Origin of the sequence: Nocardiopsis salina YIM 90010, from assembly GCF_000341025.1 — a bacterium.
GTDB lineage: Bacteria > Actinomycetota > Actinomycetes > Streptosporangiales > Streptosporangiaceae > Nocardiopsis > Nocardiopsis salina.
Window position 1 is genome coordinate 13327 of sequence record NZ_ANBF01000058.1, and the last position, 17443, is coordinate 30769.

The 17443-nt window shown below is 71.0% G+C and carries 15 protein-coding genes and 1 pseudogene; 7 read left to right on the forward strand and 9 right to left on the reverse strand.

What is annotated here, in order from left to right:
- Positions 1 to 179 precede the first annotated feature (179 nt).
- The 6 genes from D474_RS0106165 (at position 180) to D474_RS0106190 (ending at position 7322) form a co-directional block, all read left to right on the forward strand.
- Complete coding sequence (locus tag D474_RS0106165; protein ID WP_017612717.1) at positions 180 to 2678, forward strand: DNA translocase FtsK; 2499 nt, start codon at positions 180 to 182, stop codon at positions 2676 to 2678.
- 154 nt (positions 2679 to 2832) lie between these two features.
- The gene (locus D474_RS0106170; RefSeq protein WP_051050922.1) at positions 2833 to 3975 is read left to right on the forward strand and encodes a helix-turn-helix domain-containing protein; all 1143 of its coding nucleotides are present in this window, start codon (positions 2833 to 2835) and stop codon (positions 3973 to 3975) included.
- A gap of 238 nt (positions 3976 to 4213) precedes the next feature.
- Positions 4214 to 5686, forward strand: a complete 1473-nt coding sequence (gene rimO, locus D474_RS0106175; RefSeq protein ID WP_026118224.1) for a 30S ribosomal protein S12 methylthiotransferase RimO — start codon at positions 4214 to 4216, stop codon at positions 5684 to 5686.
- Positions 5683 to 6288 carry a CDP-diacylglycerol--glycerol-3-phosphate 3-phosphatidyltransferase gene (gene pgsA / locus D474_RS0106180; RefSeq protein ID WP_017612720.1) on the forward strand — a complete coding sequence of 202 codons (606 nt, stop codon included), beginning with the start codon at positions 5683 to 5685 and terminating at the stop codon, positions 6286 to 6288. Before rimO ends, pgsA begins: the two co-directional genes overlap by 4 nt.
- Positions 6289 to 6345: 57 nt before the next feature.
- Positions 6346 to 6807, forward strand: a complete 462-nt coding sequence (locus D474_RS27825; protein ID WP_394296519.1) for a CinA family protein — start codon at positions 6346 to 6348, stop codon at positions 6805 to 6807.
- A gap of 158 nt (positions 6808 to 6965) precedes the next feature.
- Positions 6966 to 7322 (forward strand): helix-turn-helix domain-containing protein, encoded by a 357-nt coding sequence (locus D474_RS0106190; RefSeq protein WP_017612722.1) that lies wholly within the window; start codon positions 6966 to 6968, stop codon positions 7320 to 7322.
- 90 nt (positions 7323 to 7412) lie between these two features.
- Here D474_RS0106190 and D474_RS0106195 read toward each other — a convergent pair whose 3' ends face one another.
- The 5 genes from D474_RS0106195 to D474_RS0106215 all read right to left on the reverse strand — a co-directional run bounded on the left by D474_RS0106195 (position 7413) and on the right by D474_RS0106215 (position 12895).
- On the reverse strand, positions 7413 to 7877 hold the full coding sequence (locus D474_RS0106195; protein WP_017612723.1) for an RrF2 family transcriptional regulator: 465 nt from the start codon (positions 7875 to 7877) through the stop codon (positions 7413 to 7415).
- Positions 7878 to 8128: 251 nt separating this feature from the next.
- Positions 8129 to 9583, reverse strand: a complete 1455-nt coding sequence (locus tag D474_RS0106200) for a glycoside hydrolase family 3 protein (RefSeq protein WP_017612724.1) — start codon at positions 9581 to 9583, stop codon at positions 8129 to 8131.
- A gap of 77 nt (positions 9584 to 9660) precedes the next feature.
- Positions 9661 to 10542: a carbohydrate ABC transporter permease gene (locus tag D474_RS0106205; RefSeq protein WP_017612725.1), complete on the reverse strand. Its 882-nt coding sequence runs from the start codon at positions 10540 to 10542 to the stop codon at positions 9661 to 9663.
- A complete protein-coding gene (locus tag D474_RS0106210; protein ID WP_026118225.1) occupies positions 10539 to 11525 on the reverse strand; it encodes a carbohydrate ABC transporter permease in 987 nt (328 codons plus the stop codon). The genes D474_RS0106205 and D474_RS0106210 overlap by 4 nt, the downstream gene beginning before the upstream one ends.
- Positions 11526 to 11611: 86 nt before the next feature.
- Positions 11612 to 12895, reverse strand: coding sequence for an extracellular solute-binding protein (locus D474_RS0106215; RefSeq protein WP_017612727.1), 1284 nt, complete (start codon positions 12893 to 12895; stop codon positions 11612 to 11614).
- A 277-nt stretch (positions 12896 to 13172) separates the two neighbouring features.
- On the opposite strand from D474_RS0106215, the pseudogene D474_RS27830 reads away from it, so the two are divergent.
- Positions 13173 to 14365: pseudogene (locus D474_RS27830) on the forward strand (ROK family transcriptional regulator).
- 28 nt (positions 14366 to 14393) lie between these two features.
- Here the strand turns inward: D474_RS27830 and D474_RS0106225 are convergent.
- The 4 genes from D474_RS0106225 to D474_RS33180 form a co-directional block, all read right to left on the reverse strand.
- Entirely contained in the window at positions 14394 to 15062 is a 669-nt protein-coding gene (locus D474_RS0106225) for a hypothetical protein (protein ID WP_017612728.1), read from the reverse strand.
- Positions 15011 to 15931 (reverse strand): serine/threonine-protein kinase, encoded by a 921-nt coding sequence (locus D474_RS0106230; RefSeq protein ID WP_017612729.1) that lies wholly within the window; start codon positions 15929 to 15931, stop codon positions 15011 to 15013. The genes D474_RS0106225 and D474_RS0106230 overlap by 52 nt, the downstream gene beginning before the upstream one ends.
- A 9-nt stretch (positions 15932 to 15940) precedes the next feature.
- Positions 15941 to 16468, reverse strand: a complete 528-nt coding sequence (locus D474_RS0106235; RefSeq protein ID WP_017612730.1) for a GNAT family N-acetyltransferase — start codon at positions 16466 to 16468, stop codon at positions 15941 to 15943.
- A gap of 95 nt (positions 16469 to 16563) precedes the next feature.
- On the reverse strand, positions 16564 to 17443 hold an 880-nt coding region (locus tag D474_RS33180; protein ID WP_449289344.1), incomplete at its 5' end, for an Lhr family helicase.

Consider the following 17443-nt stretch of genomic DNA (forward strand, 5'->3'; position numbering starts at 1 on the left):
TTCGGCGTGTGCAGGGCAGGGTTCCCGTCGGCCGGTCCTCGGGGGTACACCCCGGTGCGGGCGCGCGACACGCCGGGGCCCCTCCGTGCACGGGATGGACACCTTCAGTAGGCTTCGCGCCGTGCCGGACAGGTGTGTCCGGTCCCCTGATCCCGCCGTCCCCGTGGAGGTGACCCCCGATGCCCGCGCGCGCCTCCTCCGGCGGCTCCGCCCGGAAGAAGTCCGGAGGGCGTTCGTCGGCCCAGAAGAAGCGGATGCCCGAAGGGCCGATCGTCTTCGCCTTCGCCATGTTCGGCCAGTTCCTCCTGGTGCTGTGGAAGGTCGTCGCCCACACCGTCGGAGGCATTGCTCGCGCGGTCGGGCGCGGGGCCCGCGACCTCGACCCCGACCTGCGTCGCGACGGCGTCGGTCTGTTGCTGCTGGCCGCCGGTGTGCTCATCGCCGCCGCCGTGTGGTGGCAGAGCGACGGCCCGCTGCTGGAGTACACCCGCCTGGTGGTCATGGGCGGATTCGGTTCGTTCTCGCCGATCCTGCCGCTGCTGTTCCTGCCGATCGCGATCAAGCTCATGCGCACGCCGAGCACCGCCAAGCCCGGTGACGGCGGCCGGCTGGCGATCGGCTTCAGCGCGATCATGCTGGGCCTGCTCGGACTCATCCACATCGCCCACGGCGTCCCCGAACCCGCCGAGGGCCCCGGGGCGCTGCAGCAGTCCGGCGGGCTCATCGGTTTCGTCGCCTCCGGTCCGCTGAGCATGATCATCACCTCCACGCTCACCGCAGTGCTCCTGGTGCTGGTGCTCATCTTCGGGATCCTCGTGGTGACCTCGACCCCCATCCGGCGCATCCCCGAACGCCTGCAGACCCTGTTCGGCGCCCTCCTGGAGCGCGACGGCGGGCCCGACGCAGGTATCGGCATCCTCGGAGCCGACCCCGAGGAACCCGGTCAGGGCAAGCGCAAGCGCAAGACCGGGTCCAAGAGCAACAAGGGCGCCTCGACCGTGGCCGGCGACCACGAGCGCCCCTACGACAGCCCGGTGCTGTCGGAGAAACCCGACCCGGTCGCGCCCGCCCTCACCGACGAGGAGGACGAGTCGGAACAGACCGAGTCCAAGGCCAAGAGCGGCAAGGGCAAGCGCAAGAAGACCGAGACCCCCGACCCCACCCCGGCCCCCGCCACCACCGAGCAGTTGTCCATCCCCTCCCGCGTGGTCGAGGGCGACTACGAGCTGCCCGCCCCGCCCATGCTCAAGCCGGGCTCGCCCAGCAAGGAGCGAACCAAGGCCAACGACGACGTGGTGGCCGCACTGTCGGGCGTCATGAGTCAGTTCAAGATCGATGCCGACGTCACCGGGTTCACCCGCGGCCCCACGGTCACCCGCTACGAGATCGAGCTCGGCCCGGCGGTCAAGGTCGAGAAGGTCACCGCGCTGTCGAAGAACATGTCGCTCGCGGTCAAGAGCGCGGACGTGCGTATCCAGTCGCCCATCCCCGGCAAGTCCGCGATCGGTGTGGAGATCCCCAACACCGACAAGGACATAGTGAGCCTGGGGGACGTGCTGCGCTCGTCCGTGGCCACGTCCGACGACCACCCCATGCTCGTGGGCCTGGGAAAGGACGTCGAGGGCACCAACGTCGTCGCCAACCTCGCCAAGATGCCGCACGTGCTCGTGGCCGGTGCGACCGGAGCCGGTAAGTCGACCTGCATCAACGGGCTCATCACCTCGTTGATGATGCGGTCCACGCCGGACGAGGTGCGGATGATCCTGGTCGACCCCAAGCGGGTCGAGCTGACCATGTACGAGGGCATCCCGCACCTGATCACACCCATCATCACCAGCCCCAAGAAGGCCGCCGAGGCCCTTCAGTGGGTGGTGGGTGAGATGGACCGCCGCTACGACGACCTGGCGGCCTCCGGGTACCGCCACATCGACGACTTCAACGCCGCGGTGCGGGCCGGCGAGCTCAAGGCCCCGCCCGGCAGCGAGCGCGAGTACGAGCCGTACCCCTACCTGCTGGTCATCGTCGACGAGCTCGCCGACCTGATGATGGTCGCCCCCCGCGACGTCGAGGACGCCGTCGTACGCATCACCCAGCTGGCCCGTGCCGCAGGCATCCACCTGGTGCTGGCCACCCAGCGCCCCAGTGTCGATGTGGTCACCGGCCTGATCAAGGCCAATGTGCCCTCCCGGCTGGCCTTCGCCACCTCCAGCCTCTCCGACAGCCGGGTCATCCTCGACCAGCCCGGCGCCGAGAAGCTCGTCGGCAAGGGTGATGCGCTCTTCTTGCCCATGGGCGCGGGCAAACCCATCCGGCTGCAGAACGCGTGGGTGGGGGAGAAGGAGATCCGCGCGGTCGTCGAGCACTGCAAGAAGCAGTCCGAGCCCAGCTACCGCGAGGACGTGGCCGCCGCCCAGGCACCGAAGAAGGAGATCGACGAGGAGATCGGCGACGACCTCGACCTGCTGCTGCAGGCCGTCGAGCTGGTCGTCACGACCCAGTTCGGCTCCACGTCGATGCTCCAGCGCAAGCTCCGCGTGGGCTTCGCCAAGGCCGGGCGCCTGATGGACCTCATGGAGAGCCGCGACGTGGTCGGCCCCAGCGAGGGGTCCAAGGCCCGCGACGTGCTCGTGCAGCCCGACGACCTGCCGCAGGTGCTCACCGACATCCGGGGGTCCTGACAGCCGGGGCGGGCGCCGCTTGCCCCGGCCCTGCACCCTGAAACGTCCGATTTGGCTGGATCTTGGGCGCTTCATGGGGCGTGGTGTCCTGCACCTCACCGTGCTTGATAGCAGAGTGGGACCAGGCAACCACAATGAGTCGCGGGGAGTGTGCATGGCGACGATCGGACAGCGCCTGTCCGCCGCCCGGATCGCGGCGGGTTACACGGTCGCGGATCTCAGTACCCGGACACGCATCAGGCCCAAGGTCCTCAGCGGGATCGAGGAGGAGGACTTCGTCCCCTGCGGCGGGGACTTCTACGCCCGAGGCCACATCCGCAGCCTCTGCCGGGTCCTGGACCTGGACCCCGAACCACTACTGGCCGAGTTCGACCTCGAGCACGCAGGCCACGGATCACCGGTCTTCGTGCCCCTGCCGCGCCACGCGGCCGGGTCGCCCGCCACCGTCCGGGCCGCAGCGGCCGCACGCGAGCAGACACAGGAGATCCCCGAGGACGGCGACGAGCCCATGGCAGGCCCGCCGCCCCGGCGCATCATCGACGACACCGAACCCGAGGCCGCCACCGACCGGCCCAACCACTTCGAACGGGGGCAGACCCTGCGCCGGCCCGTCCGGCGCAACCGCCCCAAGAAGAACCGGCCCAACCCGAAACCGGCGCCCGCGCCCGAGAGCCCGGACCGCGCGCACCCGCCCGCCCAGGGGCGGCACCGCGCACCGGAGCAGAGGAACAAGGGCGCCGGCGCCCAGAAGAAGGAACCGCGCCCGCCCGTCACCACGACCAGCAGTCGTGGGGGAGACGCGGTCCGCCGCCACTGGCCCTGGGCCCTGGTCGCCGCCGTCGTCCTCGTCGGCGGCGTTGTCGGGGTCCGTGCCTGGCAGGGGGAGGAGACCAACCCGTTCCGCGCCGCCCTGGAACTCATGCGGGACGACGACAGCCGCGTCGACTCCTCCACCGTCACCGGCACCACCGAGGGCGACGCGCTCGTCGACGCCGCCAACGGTGACGCGGCCGAGGGCGAGGAGGCCGTGGAAGAAGAGGTCGGCGAGGTCACCTACGAACTGACCGCTGCCGACCGCACCTGGGTCCAGGTCACCGGGGAGGGCGACGAGGCCCTCTACACCGGATTCCTGGCCGAGGGCGAGGAGTGGGAGCACACCGGCGAGGGCGGGCTCCGCATCTGGCTCGGCAACGCAGGTGCCGTCACCGTCAGTGTCGACGGCGACGACATCGGTACCCCGGGCGAGATCGGAGAGGTCAAGGAGGTCGGTGTCGACACCGACGGTTTCGACGAATGATCCGGGCAGTCCGGCACCGGTAACGGGGCCCGTGCCGCCGCACACCACGGCGGTGCGGGCCCCTCGCGCGTGGTCTGTGCCACGGACCCGTACGGGAGGGTGGCCCGACCACGGTAGTGTGGAAGGTCGCGGGAGGCGGCGACGCAGCCGAGGCCGCGGCCGGGTGAGACCCACGGGACCGCACCGCGCGCGCCGCGCCGCCCGCACCACTCACAGCTCTCCCACACGCTTGGAAGCCATGTCATCGCGCCGTACTGTCTCACTCGTGACCCTGGGTTGCGCGCGTAACGAGGTCGACTCCGAGGAGCTCGCCGGCCGCCTGGCCGCCGGGGGCTGGGACCTCGTCGAGGGCGACACCCGAGCCGACGTGACCGTGGTCAACACCTGCGGATTCATCGACGCCGCCAAACAGGACTCCATCCAGACCCTGCTGGAGGCGGCAGAGGGCGGAGGCAAGGTCGTCGCCGCCGGGTGCATGGCCGAACGCTACGGTTCCGAACTCGCCGAGTCCCTGCCCGAGGCGCAGGTGATCGGGTTCGACGACTACGCCGCCATCACCGACCGCCTCGACGACGTGGTCGACGGGCGCTCCCTGGCCCCCCACGACCCCCGTGACCGCCGTACCCTGTTGCCCATCAGCCCGGTCGAACGCGACGCCTCCCAGGTGCACGTGCCCGGACACACCCCCCTGGAGTCCCTGCCCGGCGCGGAGGGCACCGACCTGCCCTACCGCGCCAACGTGCCGCGCCGCCGCCTGACCGGCGGACCCGTCGCCAACCTCAAGATCGCCTCGGGGTGCGACAGGAGGTGCACCTTCTGTGCCATCCCCTCCTTCCGCGGCGCCTACGTCTCCCGCCGGCCCGACGAGGTCGCGCTCGAGGCGCAGTGGCTGGCGGGCGAAGGCGTGCGCGAGGTCTTCCTCGTCAGCGAGAACTCGACCTCCTACGGCAAGGACCTCGGCGACGTGCGCGCCCTGGAGACCCTGCTGCCGCGCCTGGCAGCGGTCGAGGGCCTGGACCGCGTCCGGGTCAGCTACCTGCAGCCCGCCGAGGTGCGCCCCGGCCTGGTCGAGGTGCTCACCGGGACCCCCGGCGTGGTGCCCTACTTCGACCTGTCCTTCCAGCACGCCAGCGGACCGCTGCTGCGCCGTATGCGCCGCTTCGGCGACCGCGAGCGCTTCCTGGAACTGCTGGAGACCGTGCGCGAGCGCGCCCCCGAGGCCGGTGCGCGCTCCAACTTCATCGTCGGTTTCCCCGGAGAGACCGAGGAGGAGTTCGAGGAGCTCGTCGCATTCCTCACCGAGGCCCGCCTCGACGCCATCGGGGTGTTCGGGTACTCCGACGAGGACGGCACCGAGGCGGCAGAGCACGCCGACAAGGTGCCCCAGGAGATCGTCGACGAGCGTGTGGCACGCCTGACCGACCTGGCCAACGAGCTCATGGCCCAGCGCGCCGAGGAGCGTGTGGGCACCGAGGTGAGCGTGCTGGTGGAGGCGGTCCTGGAGGACGGCGCCTACGAGGGGCGCGCCGCCCACCAGGCTCCCGAGGTCGACGGCAGCACCATCCTGTACGGAGAGGACCTGGCCGTGGGCGACCTCGTGCGCGCCACCGTCCTGCAGTCCGTCGGCGCCGACCTCGTGGCCGAGCAGACCGAGGGCCGCGAGGACGCCGAGACCTCCCCCGAGACGAACGGGGAAACCGGAGACAGATGAGCAACCACGATGCCGCGGCCTCGCCCGCTCCCCGAGTGCCGTTGTGGAACATCGCGAACGTGCTCACCGTGAGCCGCCTGGTCATGGTGCCGCTCTTCGTGTGGTTCATGTTCCTGGACGGCACGGGGTGGCAGCTGGCGTCCTTCTCCCTGTTCGTGCTGGCCGCAGTCACCGACCGGGTCGACGGCGAGCTGGCCCGGCGGCGCAACCTCGTCACCGACTTCGGCAAGATCGCCGATCCGATCGCGGACAAGGCCCTCACCGGGGCGGCCCTGGTCGTGTTGTCGATCCAGGGCGACCTGTGGTGGTGGGTCACCCTCGCGATCCTGGCCCGAGAGTGGGGCATCACCGCCCTGCGCTTCGCGGTGATCCGCTACGGGGTCATGCCGGCGAGCCAGGGCGGAAAGCTCAAGACCGTCCTGCAGATCGTCGCGATCAGCATCTACCTGTTCCCGCTCCATCTGCTGCCCTTCACCGGCGTCCTCGAATGGGTCGCCCACCTGACCATGGGTGCCGCGCTGGCCGTGACCCTGTGGACCGGTGCGGTCTACGTCGTCGACGCCGTGCGCCTGGCGCGCAAGAAGGGTGAGGCCTCCACGTGAACGAGGACGGGCGCGTGGAGCCCGCCGGGGCCGCACTGGAGGCCGCCGGCTCCGCCCATCGNGGCCGGCCTGACCTGCGCGACCGCCGAGTCACTGACCGGCGGGCTCATCGGCGCCCACCTCACCGCGGTTCCCGGGGCCTCGGCCACCTACCGGGGCGGGTTCGTGACCTACGCGACCGGCACGAAGGCCTCACTCCTCGGTGTTCCCGAGGACCTCCTGGCCGCCGAAGGGGCCGTGCACCCCGACGTCGCCGCGCACATGGCGCGAGGGGCCCGGCGCCTGGCCGGGGCCGACCTCGGGCTCGCCGTCACCGGGGTGGCCGGCCCCGAACCCCAGGACGGCCGACCGGTCGGCACCGTCTACGCCGCAGTGGCCGGAACCGGCCCCGCACCGCGGGTGGAGCACTTCCGTTTCGACGGGGACCGTTCGGGTATCCGTTACCGAACGGTAGAGGGTGCGCTGGCGATCCTGGTCGCCGCGGTCCACGACGGAGTGGCCGACCACACCCGGGGCTGACGCCTCCTCCCGGTTCCCTCTGCCGTCCCGGCGGGAACAAAACCACCCCAGCACGTGGTTCCCCCTCCAGCGAACAGGAGAACGAGAGGTGCCCGAATCGGGCGTGGGACAGGTACGGTGTTGTATATGAAGGTCGCTACCGGTGGGAGGGAGCGCGAATGATGGTCCTGCTTCGTCACCTACTGGGTGACGTGCTCAGGCGGCTCCGGCAGCGTCAGGGCCGCACCCTCCGTGAGGTGTCGGCCGACGCTCGCGTATCCCTCGGATACCTGTCGGAGGTCGAGCGGGGACAGAAGGAGGCCTCCTCCGAGTTGCTCTCCTCGATCTGCACCGCACTCGGTGTCCCGCTCTCCCAGGTACTCAGAGAGGTTTCCGACCAGCTCGCTCTCGCCGAGCTCCAGGAAGCCGCACTGCTCAGCGACTCCGTCGCCTCCGAGCCCGTGCCGGCCCAGGAACTCGGCATCGACCCGGTACCGGACCGCGTTCCTCAGGTCGCCGACATGGTGGGGGTCTGAGGCCCGACCAGTACCGTCCGTACCGCGTCGCCACGACCACGACGAAGGAGCCGTCCACCCCGGGGTGGACGGCTCCTTCGTGTTCGCTGCTCATCTGTGGGTGTGGTTGACCCAGGCCTCGGGGTCCTCGGCCAGCGAACGCACCCGCGGAGGGAGTTCGTTCGAGGCCAGGTGGTGCAGTGTGACCCCCTCCAGGATGGAGCGTTCACTGGCCCGCAGAGCGATCCACACCTGTTGCAGGCTGCGGGCCGCCCCGTCGTAGTCCACCTCCTCGGGGCGCTCCCCGCGCACGTTGGCGAGGGGACCGTCGACCGCCCTGATGATGTCGGCGAGGGAGATCTCGGCGGGGTCTCGGGCCAGCCAGTAACCGCCGACGGGCCCGCGTTGGCTGCGGACCAGGCCGGCGCGACGGAGCTGGGTGAGGATGTTCTCCAGGAATTTTCCGGGGATGTCCTGTGCGCGAGCGAGCTGCTCGGCCGTCACCGGTCCGTCGGGGGATACGGAGAGTTCTGCGGCCGCGCGGAGCGCGTAGTCGACCCGGGCTGAAAGGCGCATGCTGTGATTATGCCGTGTTCGGAAGGGCGAATGGGGCACTGATCGGTCGGCGCGGTGGCCGGACCGTCGTCGGGCTGCGGTACGGAGCGTCCGCCGGGGCGACCCGAGGGCGACCGCCGGACACCTCCAAGGATACTTCTCCTACCGGCTGACAGGGACATGCCCAGGAAACCTGCTTCCGAGACAGTCCCACGCCCCTGCGAACCTACCCGCCCCGGCGTCCGACCGCGCCCGCGCGAGGCCGGATCCGGTCAGACGCCAGGGCCTGCGCCCAGCAGTTCGGCGGCGCTGCGGCTGTTGACGTGCGCCGCACCGTAGGTGCTCACGTACACACCGGTCTCCGGGCGCCAGATGGGCAGGCCCATCTCCACGACGACCGCGTCGGGCCGCCCGGCGAGCAGGCCGAGCACCAGGTTCCGGGCTGCCGGGTAGCGGTGCGCGTCCCGCACCACGACGACCAGGTCGCGGCCGCGGGCCCGGCTGAGCAGGCCCTCCGAGGCGGCGGGGTCCGGGGCCACCCGCACGGTGTCGGCGAACCAGGGAGCCAACCCCCACGGCACCTCCCCGACAGCGACGCCGGGCGGGGCGTCGACCTCCACCACGAGCGGGTCGCGGGGGCGCGGGGGGACCCCGTCGACGCGGGTCGCCCGGCGCGCGACGGACAGCCCCACACCGCCCGGGGCGGGAGCGGACTTCCGCAGGGCCGTACGCTCCCGGACCCAGGAGCGCAGCTCCGCGTTCCGGGCCGCCGCCTCCTCCAAGCGTTCGCCGGACAACCGCCCCTGCCGCACCGCCTCCACCAGGGCCGTGCGTACCGCCTCGACCTGGTCGGCGTAGACGAAGCGGCCCAGACACAGCAGGTCGCATCCGGCAGCGACGGCGAGCACACTGGCTTGCGGGATCCCGATGTCCCCGCTCACGCCCTGCATCTCCATCGCGTCGCTGACCACCGTGCCGGTGAACCCGAGTTCATCGCGCAGGACCCGGTTGAGCACGTGGTGATTGAGGGTCGACGGGCCGGGACCGCCCAGCGCGGGCATCTCGATGTGCGCGGTCAGCACCGACCGCACACCCGCGTTGACCGCCGCACGGAACGGGCGCAGCTCGCGCTCGCGAAGCACGTCCGCCCCGGCCTCCACCCGCGGGAGCACGTGGTGGGAGTCCTGCGAGGTCGCCCCGTGTCCCGGGAAGTGCTTGGCGCAGGCCACCACCCCCGCGTCGTGCAGCCCCAGCACCGAGGCCTCCGCGTGCCGCGCCACGAGGGCCGGATCGGCTCCGAACGAACGGGTCCCGATCACGGGGTTGTCGTCGGCGACGTTGACGTCCACCGACGGGGCCAGGTCCATGTTGAAACCCAGGCCGGCCAGGTGCGCGCCCATCTCCCGGTGGGTGTCCCGGGTCAGTCCGGTGTCGTCGACCGCGCCCAGCGCCGCGTTGCCCGGATAGTCGCTGCCGCGCGCCTGCCCGATGCGGGTGACGTCGCCGCCCTCCTCGTCCAGGGAGATCAGCGGGGTGTCCGCGGCCTCGCCCAACCGGGCGTTCAGGGTCCGGATCTGCTCCGGGCTCTCGAGGTTGTTGTGGAACAGACAGACGCCCGAGACGCCGTCGGCCAACCCCTCCAGGACCCATCGTGGTGCGTGATGGGACTCGAAGGGCACCATCAGCGTGGCGTTGGCCAGACGGGCCAGTGCGGGGTCGAGCGGCATCGCGAACTCCGTTCGGTGATCAGGAGGGTGCCCGTTCGGGCAGACGTGGGCGGGACACGGCGGCGCGCGGTCGGGGCTCAGCCCTTGACCGCGCCCATGGTCAGGCCGGAGACCATCCGGCGTTGGACGAACAGGAAGAAGATCATCACGGGCACGGTCAGCAGCGTCGAGGCGGCCATGATGGACCCCCACTCGACCGAGACCGCCCCGAAGTAGTACTGGAGCGAGATCGGCAGCGTGAACGCGCCGGTGTTGTTCTGCAGGAACGTGAAGGCGACGAGGAACTCGTTCCACGCCGTGATGAAGGCGAAGATGCTCGCTGCCCCCAACCCGGGCGCGACCAGCGGCATGAGGATCCGCCAGAAGATGGTCCACCCGCTCGCCCCGTCGATCGCGGCGGCCTCCTCCAGGGACTTGGGAACCGCGGCCACGAAGTTGCGGATCATCAGGATCGTGATCGGCAGCGCCACCGCGACGTAGACCACGAACACCCCCGAGAGGTTGTTGACCAGCTCCATGTCCAGGGTCCGCCCCAGGTGGAAGAAGTTGACGAACAGCGAGATGATCAGCGCCTCGACCGGCACCATCTGGATGATCATGAGCATCATGATGAAGGCGCTGCGCAGCGAGAACCGGAAACGCGCGACGGCCACCGCCGCCAGCAGCGAGACCAGCGCAGCCACGGTCACCGATCCCACGGTCACGATGAGGCTGTTGGTGAGGAAGGACCAGAACGAGGCTCCCGGGATCAGTACCCCGGACAGCACCCGTTCGAAGTGCTCCAGGGTGAGTTCGCCCGGGAGCAGCGTGGGTTCGCGTGTGAAGATCTCCCCGGTCGGGCGCAGAGCCGTGGCCAGTACCCAGTACACGGGGAAGACCGCGAAGAGGAACACAGCGAGCGCGGCTGCGTACAGCCCCACCCGTCCGAGGATCCGGCGGACCCGGTAGAGGTCGTTCATCGGGCCTCCTCCTGGCGGATCATCACACGCAGGTAGTACGCGCTGATGGCGAGCACCAGGACGGTCATGATCACCGCGATCGCCGATCCCATCCCGTAGTTGGGCGGGGTCGAGGCGAATCCGAGCTGGTAGATGTAGGTCGGGATGAGGGCGACGTCCCGGTTGGAGACCCCGCCGGCGAGAATGAACAGCTGGGTGAAGATCCGGAAGTCCCAGATGATCTGCAGCACCAGCAGCAGGGCGAACAGCGGGCGCAGCATCGGGAAGGTGACGTTCCAGAAGCTCTTCCAGGCGCCGGCCCCGTCGATGTGCACGGCCTCGTACAGCTCACCGGGGATCGACTTGAGCCCGGCCAGGATGCTGATGGCCACGAACGGGAACGACTGCCAGACCACCGTCACCACGAGGATGGGGAACAGGGTCCCGGGCGAGCCGAACCAGTTGAAGTCCTGCCATCCGCCGCCCGCGAGCCAGTCCGGCAGCGCACCCAGCACGGCGTTGACCAGCCCGTACCTGGTGTCGAACAGCCACCGGTAGACGATGGCGGCGCTGATGACGGGGGTGGCCCAGGCCAGCATCAGGCCCAGCCCGAGCACGGTCGAGGCCCAGCCCGGGAGTTTGTGCATGAGGATGCCCACGAGGGTGCCCAGCACCATCGTCAGCACCACCATGGCCAGGCAGACCACGATCGTGTTCCGGAAGATCTCCCAGAAGCGTTCGTCGGTCAGCACGTTCAGGTAGTGGGCGAAGGAGTTCCACTCGGCCGGCTGTCCCTGGAGCTGGTGGAGGCCGTAGCCGTGCAGCGACATCCAGACCATCTGGAGGATCGGCCACAGCAGCACCAGCGCCAGGATCACCAGGGCCGGGAGGATCAGCAGGTAGGGGATCATGCGGCGGCGTCTGTACGCCGTGAGCCGGGCCGAGGCGCGGCTCCGTTCTTCGGGGGGCTCGGGGACCACGGCTGGTCCCGCGGGTCGGTTCATCGGCGATCTCACCTGGCGTCGTTCGGGGCGGCCGACGGGCGGCCGCCCCGTCGGGGGGTGTGCCGCGCGGGGCGGACTCCTGGCGCTTACTCGTCCGTCGGGCGGTTGAGCGCCTCGGTGAGTTCCTCGTTGAGCTCGGGCAGAACGTCGTCGGCGTCCTCGCCCTCGGCCAGGCGCTCGACGGCGTTCTGGACCGTGGCCAGCTCCCACTGCACGTGGCCCCAGTTGGGGGTGTCGGGGAAGAGCCGCAGGTCACCGGTGGCCTGGGTGGCGGCGCCGGACTGCACCGGGTCCTCCTGGAAGGTGTCGCTCTCCAATACGTCCTCGAACGTGGGGAACATGGACGCGATCTCGTTGTAGGGGACCGCGTTCTCCTTGCTGTTGAGCGTGGTGATGTAGTCGAAGGCGGCTTCGGGGTGCTCCGAGGTGCCCCACACCGCCAGGTCGGAGCCACCGCCGAAGGCCGGGGCCATGCCGTCGACACCGGGGATGGGGGCGGTGGCCCAGTGCTCGGCGTGCTCGTCGTTGATGTCGGAGATCTGGTCGGCGGCCCAGGGGCCGTCGATGAACATGCCGACCTCGCGGTTGGCGAAGTCGGCGTGGGCGCACTCGACCTCGTCGATGCCCACGCAGGCGCTGGGGGAGTGGCCCTCGGTGATGAGATCGGCGTAGAACTCCAGGCCCTCGGCGGTCTCGGGGGAGTCGAGCTCGCCGGCCCATTCGTCGCCGTCCTCCACCGCGAACTCGCCGCCGGCGGCCCACACGAAACTGCCGATGCCGTTGACGAAGTCGGTGGGCGCGGCCATCCCGGGGATGTCGTACTCGTCCTGCAGGGCCTCGGCGACCTCGACGAGCTCGTCCCAGGTCTCGGGCGGCTCGTGCCCGATCTCCTCGAGCTGGTCGGTGTTGTACCAGAGGGCGCGCACGCCGCTGTACCACGGGACGGTGTACTGGGCGTCGTCGAACGTGCCGTTGGCGTAGGCGGATTCGAGGAGGTCGTCGCGGTCCTCCCAGTCCTCGGCCAGGTCGGAGACGTCATAGAGGGCGCCGGAGTCGGCCCAGGTGGCGACCTGGTCGTTGCCGATCTCGACCACGTCGGGGCCGCCGCTGACCATGGCGGTCTGGAACCGCTGGGAGAACTCGCCCCACGGGATCCACTGGATGTCGACCTCGGTGTCCGGGTAGAGCTCCTGGTACTGCCCGGTGACCTCGTCCATGAACTCGTTCTGGTCCGCGCTGGCATCACCCATGCGCCACACGGTGAGGGTGTCGGGTGCCTCGCCGGAACCCGCGCCGTCGTCGGACCCTCCGCCGCAGGCCGCGGCCAACAGCACCACGGCGCCGGCCGCGGCGAGCCTGGGGAACCTCATGTGTACCTCTCTCCCTTCGCGCGGCCGGCTGGGGCGGGCCGACCGTGCACGAGCCGACCTGGGACCATGGGGGAGGTCCGGGGGGCTCGACGTCCGTATGCGGTGTGTGCTGGGATTTGCACGTTGTCCGCCCCGCCGGTTGGGCCGGGAGGGTCTGAACGCCGCCGTCGTGGGAGAAGCGCCGTGCGGACCTACCGGGACGTGACCTCCTGTGTGAGGTTGTGAGTTAAATTAACAGGAAACTTTCCTAATAAAAACAGGGTGAGGTATCACGGTTATGTCTCAACGTCCGGGCACTCCCAGGCTGCTCCGTCAGCTCAACGACCGGGCGGCGCTGGAGTTGCTCCTGACGTCAGGTCCGCTGACCCGGACCCAACTCGGCACCCGCACGGGGCTGTCCAAGGTCACCGCCTCCCAGCTCCTCGCCCGGCTGGAGGAACGCGACCTCGTACGGGTCGTGGGGAGCAAGGCCGGCGGGCGCGGCCCCAACGCCGCCCTGTACGCGGTCGTGCCCGAGAGCGCCTACGTCGCCGCCCTCGACGTCAGCGCCCAGCGCGTGACCGCCACCATCGCCGACATCACCGGCGAGGTCGTGGCCGACGTCAGCGTCGACCCCACCACTTCCGACGACCCGGTCACGCTCGTGCACACCGCCGTGCGCCGCCTCGTCGAGACTGCGGGGGTACCGCTCGACAAGCTCCGTGCGTGTGTCATCGGCACGCCCGGCGTCGTCGACCCGCGCACCGGCGACATCCGGTTCTCCTTCGACCTCATGTCCTGGCACGAGGGGATCCTGGAGGCCCTGCGCGCCGACCTGGAGCGCTCGGTCATGATCGAGAACGACGTGAACCTGGCCGCCCTGGCCGAGCACGCAGAGGGCGCCGCCGAAGGGGTCCCGGAGTTCGTACTCATCTGGCTCAGCGCAGCCGGCGGCGTGGGCATGTCCACCATGATCGACGGGCGCATCCACCGCGGGCGCTCGGGCGGTGCCGGCGAGATCGGCTACCTGCCTGTGCCCGGCGCGCCCCTGCCGACCGACNGTCGCTGCAGGACGACGGCGCCCGCGAACTCCCGCACGGGTTCCAGGCCCTGGTCAAGGCCGGGCAGGTCGTGAAGCTGGCCGCGGAGCACGGGATCACCGGCGAGGACGTCACCGACGTGGTGCGCTCGGCCGCCGAGGCCGGCACCCCCGAGGCCGGAGCGTTCCTGGACGCCTTCGCCGAGCGCCTGGCCCGCGGTGTCGCCGCCGTCAGCGTGATGCTCGACCCGGGGCTCGTGGTGCTGGGCGGCGACGTGGCGCGCGCCGGCGGGACCAAGCTGGCCGAACGGGTGCAGGCCGCGACCGCGCGCATCGCACCCAACGGGACCGAGGTCGGGGCCGGCCGCGTCGAGGGCAGCCCCGTGGTGCGCGGCGCCCTGCTGCACGCATTGGAACGCGCCCGAGACGAGGTCTTCTCCTCCACCGTCTGACGACAGGGCCGAGGCCTTCCAGCCGCGGTCAGGCCCCGGGCGGACCGAAGGAGTCGGCGACCTCCTCCACCAGGGGCCGGTACTCCTCACGCAGGTGCGCAGGGACGTTGGCGAAGAGGAAGTACTCGGCCCCCTCCTCGGCCCGGACCTTCCTCTGCTCGAGGAGCCACCGCTCGGACTCCTCGCGAGCAGAGTTGGTGTGCAGGCCCTCCAAGGACCCGATGTCCCACCCTTCGGATTCCGATGAGAGGTCCTCCAACACCAGCAGCTGCCAGTCCTCCAGGCCGCCCTCGGCGTACCCCTGCTCCCAACCCCTCAGCCCTTCCACGCCGGGCTTCGGCCCGTCCTCGTGGTGGTACACGCTGAGCACCAGAGTGAGGTCCTCCACGTACGGGTCGCGCAGCGTGAACCGGGCCACGGCCGCATCGTTGTTCTCCTGCGCCTCGTCGGTCGTGTCCGTGCTCTGCCAGTCCTGCGGCACCCGCGCAGTGAAATGGTCGTGCTCCAGAGCACCGAGCTCGACCTCACCGACCGGGGGCAGCGGGCCCGCACTGTGCGTGGGGGAGGGGGAAGCCGGACCCTCTCCAGCCTCGACGGGCGACTCCTGCGGCGCCCACAGCCCCTGCAGCCCCTCCCGAGGGACGGTCAGAGCAAGGCCGGTGCCCACGGCCAGCAGTGCACCGAGGGCGGCGACCACCGGCCCGCGCCTGAACCGGCCTCGCCCGGTCGGCGCGGAGCCCCCGGCCCACCCGAGTCCGACGCCGCCCCGACCAGATCCAACGCGCGCTCCGCCGTCATCCGCCTGGCGGGGTCACGGACCAACAGCCCCTCGATCAGCTCGCCCAACGGCCCTTCGCACGGCGGCGACGGGATCGGACCGGCCAGGACCGCGCTGAGACTGGCGGCGAGGCTGTCCCGCCGGAAGGGCGACTCCCCGGACACGGCCGTGTACAGGGTCGCGCCCAGACTCCACAGGTCCGAGGGCGGATCAGCGCCCTTGCTCTCCAGACGCTCAGGCGCCAGGTACTCGGCGGTACCCAGGACCGAACCGGTCGTGGTCAGTGACACCGACCCGCTGTCCAGGACACCGGCGATACCGAAATCGGTCAGGACCGCGGACGGCTCCCTGCCGGTGAGCATGATGTTGGCCGGTTTGATGTCGCGGTGCACAACCCCGGAACGGTGGGCCGCCGACAGGGCGTCGAGCAGTGTGCGGGCCACGGACAGGGCCTCCTCGGCCGTCAGCGGTCCCGTTCCGTCCAGGCGGCTGCGCAGGGACCCACCGTCGATCAGGGACATGACGATGAACGGAGTGTCGTCGACCTCCAGCACATCATGCACGGTCACCACGGAAGGATGGTCGATCCGGGCCGTGGCCTGCGCCTCCCGCGCCACCCACGCCTTGGTCCTGTCCCGTGCCTCCCGGGACAGGTGCTCGGGAAGGAGCACCTCCTTGATGGCCACCTCACGGCGCAGACGGGGGTCGTACGCAAGCCAGACGACACCCATGCCGCCGCTGCCGAGCTCGCCGCGTATCAGGTACCGGTCGATGGAGGTGCGCTGCATGGTGAACTCTCAGATGGAGGCGGGGCAGGTGGAGGCCACCTCAGAGTAGATCCCGCGCCTCATCACGATCCGCGGGGCCACCCGGATCGGTGCCTCTTCCTCCCACAGGCGGTGCAGCTGCGGCCCCCACTCGGCCGCGGGCACCTCCCGGAAACCGCGGCGCGCGTACCAGGGGCCGTTCCACGACAGGTCGCGGAAGGTCGTCAGGGTCACCGCCCGGCGGCCCTGCGTGCGGGTGCGTGCGCACACCTCCTCGAGCAGGCGGGAACCCACGCCCCGCCGCCCAACCGCCGGATCCACGGCCAGCTCCTCCAGGTGGAGCGCCCCGTCGACCGTTCCCACGGCGGCCGAGCCCAGGACCCGGCCGGAGCCCGGGTCCTCGGCGACCAGCACCGCTTCGGCGCGGGCGAACGTCTCCGCCGGATCGTCAGGGGGCAGCTCGATCCCCGCGTCGGCGAACATCCGGCCCGCAGCCAGTCCCACCCCGGCCAGCGCGCCGGTGTCCCCTGCCCGCATCTCCCGCACCTGTACCTGCATGCCGCAGACCCTCCCGTGTCCCGACCGTTCCGGCGCCCCTTCGTACCGTGTCCCGGGCCCTGGAACCAGTGCTTTTCCACGCCTGCCCCCGGGGATCAGCGGCGAAAGCGCAGACCCTTGGGGCTCACGTGGAAACCGGCTGCGACCAGGGCGGAGTCCAACGGTGTCCCGAACACCTCGCCGCCGTCGGCCTTGTCCACCGTCACCGAGTCCGGCCCGCGTTCGCGCACCGCCGCCACCAGCGCCCGCGCCGCACGCTCCAGCAGCGCGGGCGAGGCACCGAACGTCGACGCCGTGCCCGACGACAACCGCAGGTACAGCGTCGGCTCACCTCCGTCCAGCACCACCAGCGCCCGCGCGGACGCCGACGGGCTCGACTCGCCCGCGGACGGCCACTTCAGCAGGCACCCGTACGGGTTGGCCGGATCGCTCGCCGCCAGGACCACCGGGTCCGACGGCCCGCCCGGGCCCTCGCCGGCGAGCGGGCGCAACCGGTCCACCGCCCCGGGCGAGGCGAACTGCGCACCGCCCAGACCCTCGACGAAGTAGCCCCGCCGNNCCTGGTACTCCTCCCGGCCAAGACCGCCGCCCCGCTCGCCCGGGGCCAGCAAGCCGTAGGAGTCCAGCCGGGCCTCCACCCGCGCGAGCACCCGTCGGGTGGGATCGGGTTCCGGTTCGGGTAGCAGCGACCACCGCCCCGCTGCCGTCGGCGGGCCCGACCGCGACGGCATCACCGGGCGCGACCGGCGCCCGCCCCGCGACGGGGTCCGCCTCCGCGCCGCCGGGGAACCCGAGCCCAACCGCACCCGCAGCGGGGCGAGCGAGTCGTTGGTGGCCCGGCCCGCCCACACCAGCGCCCACAGCGCCCGCACAAGCTCCCCGTCGGAGACCGTCGTGTCCAGCGCGCGCGCCACCCGGTCCGACACGTCGCGGAAGAACATCCCGCCCCCGCCAGAGAGCACCTCCAGCACCGCC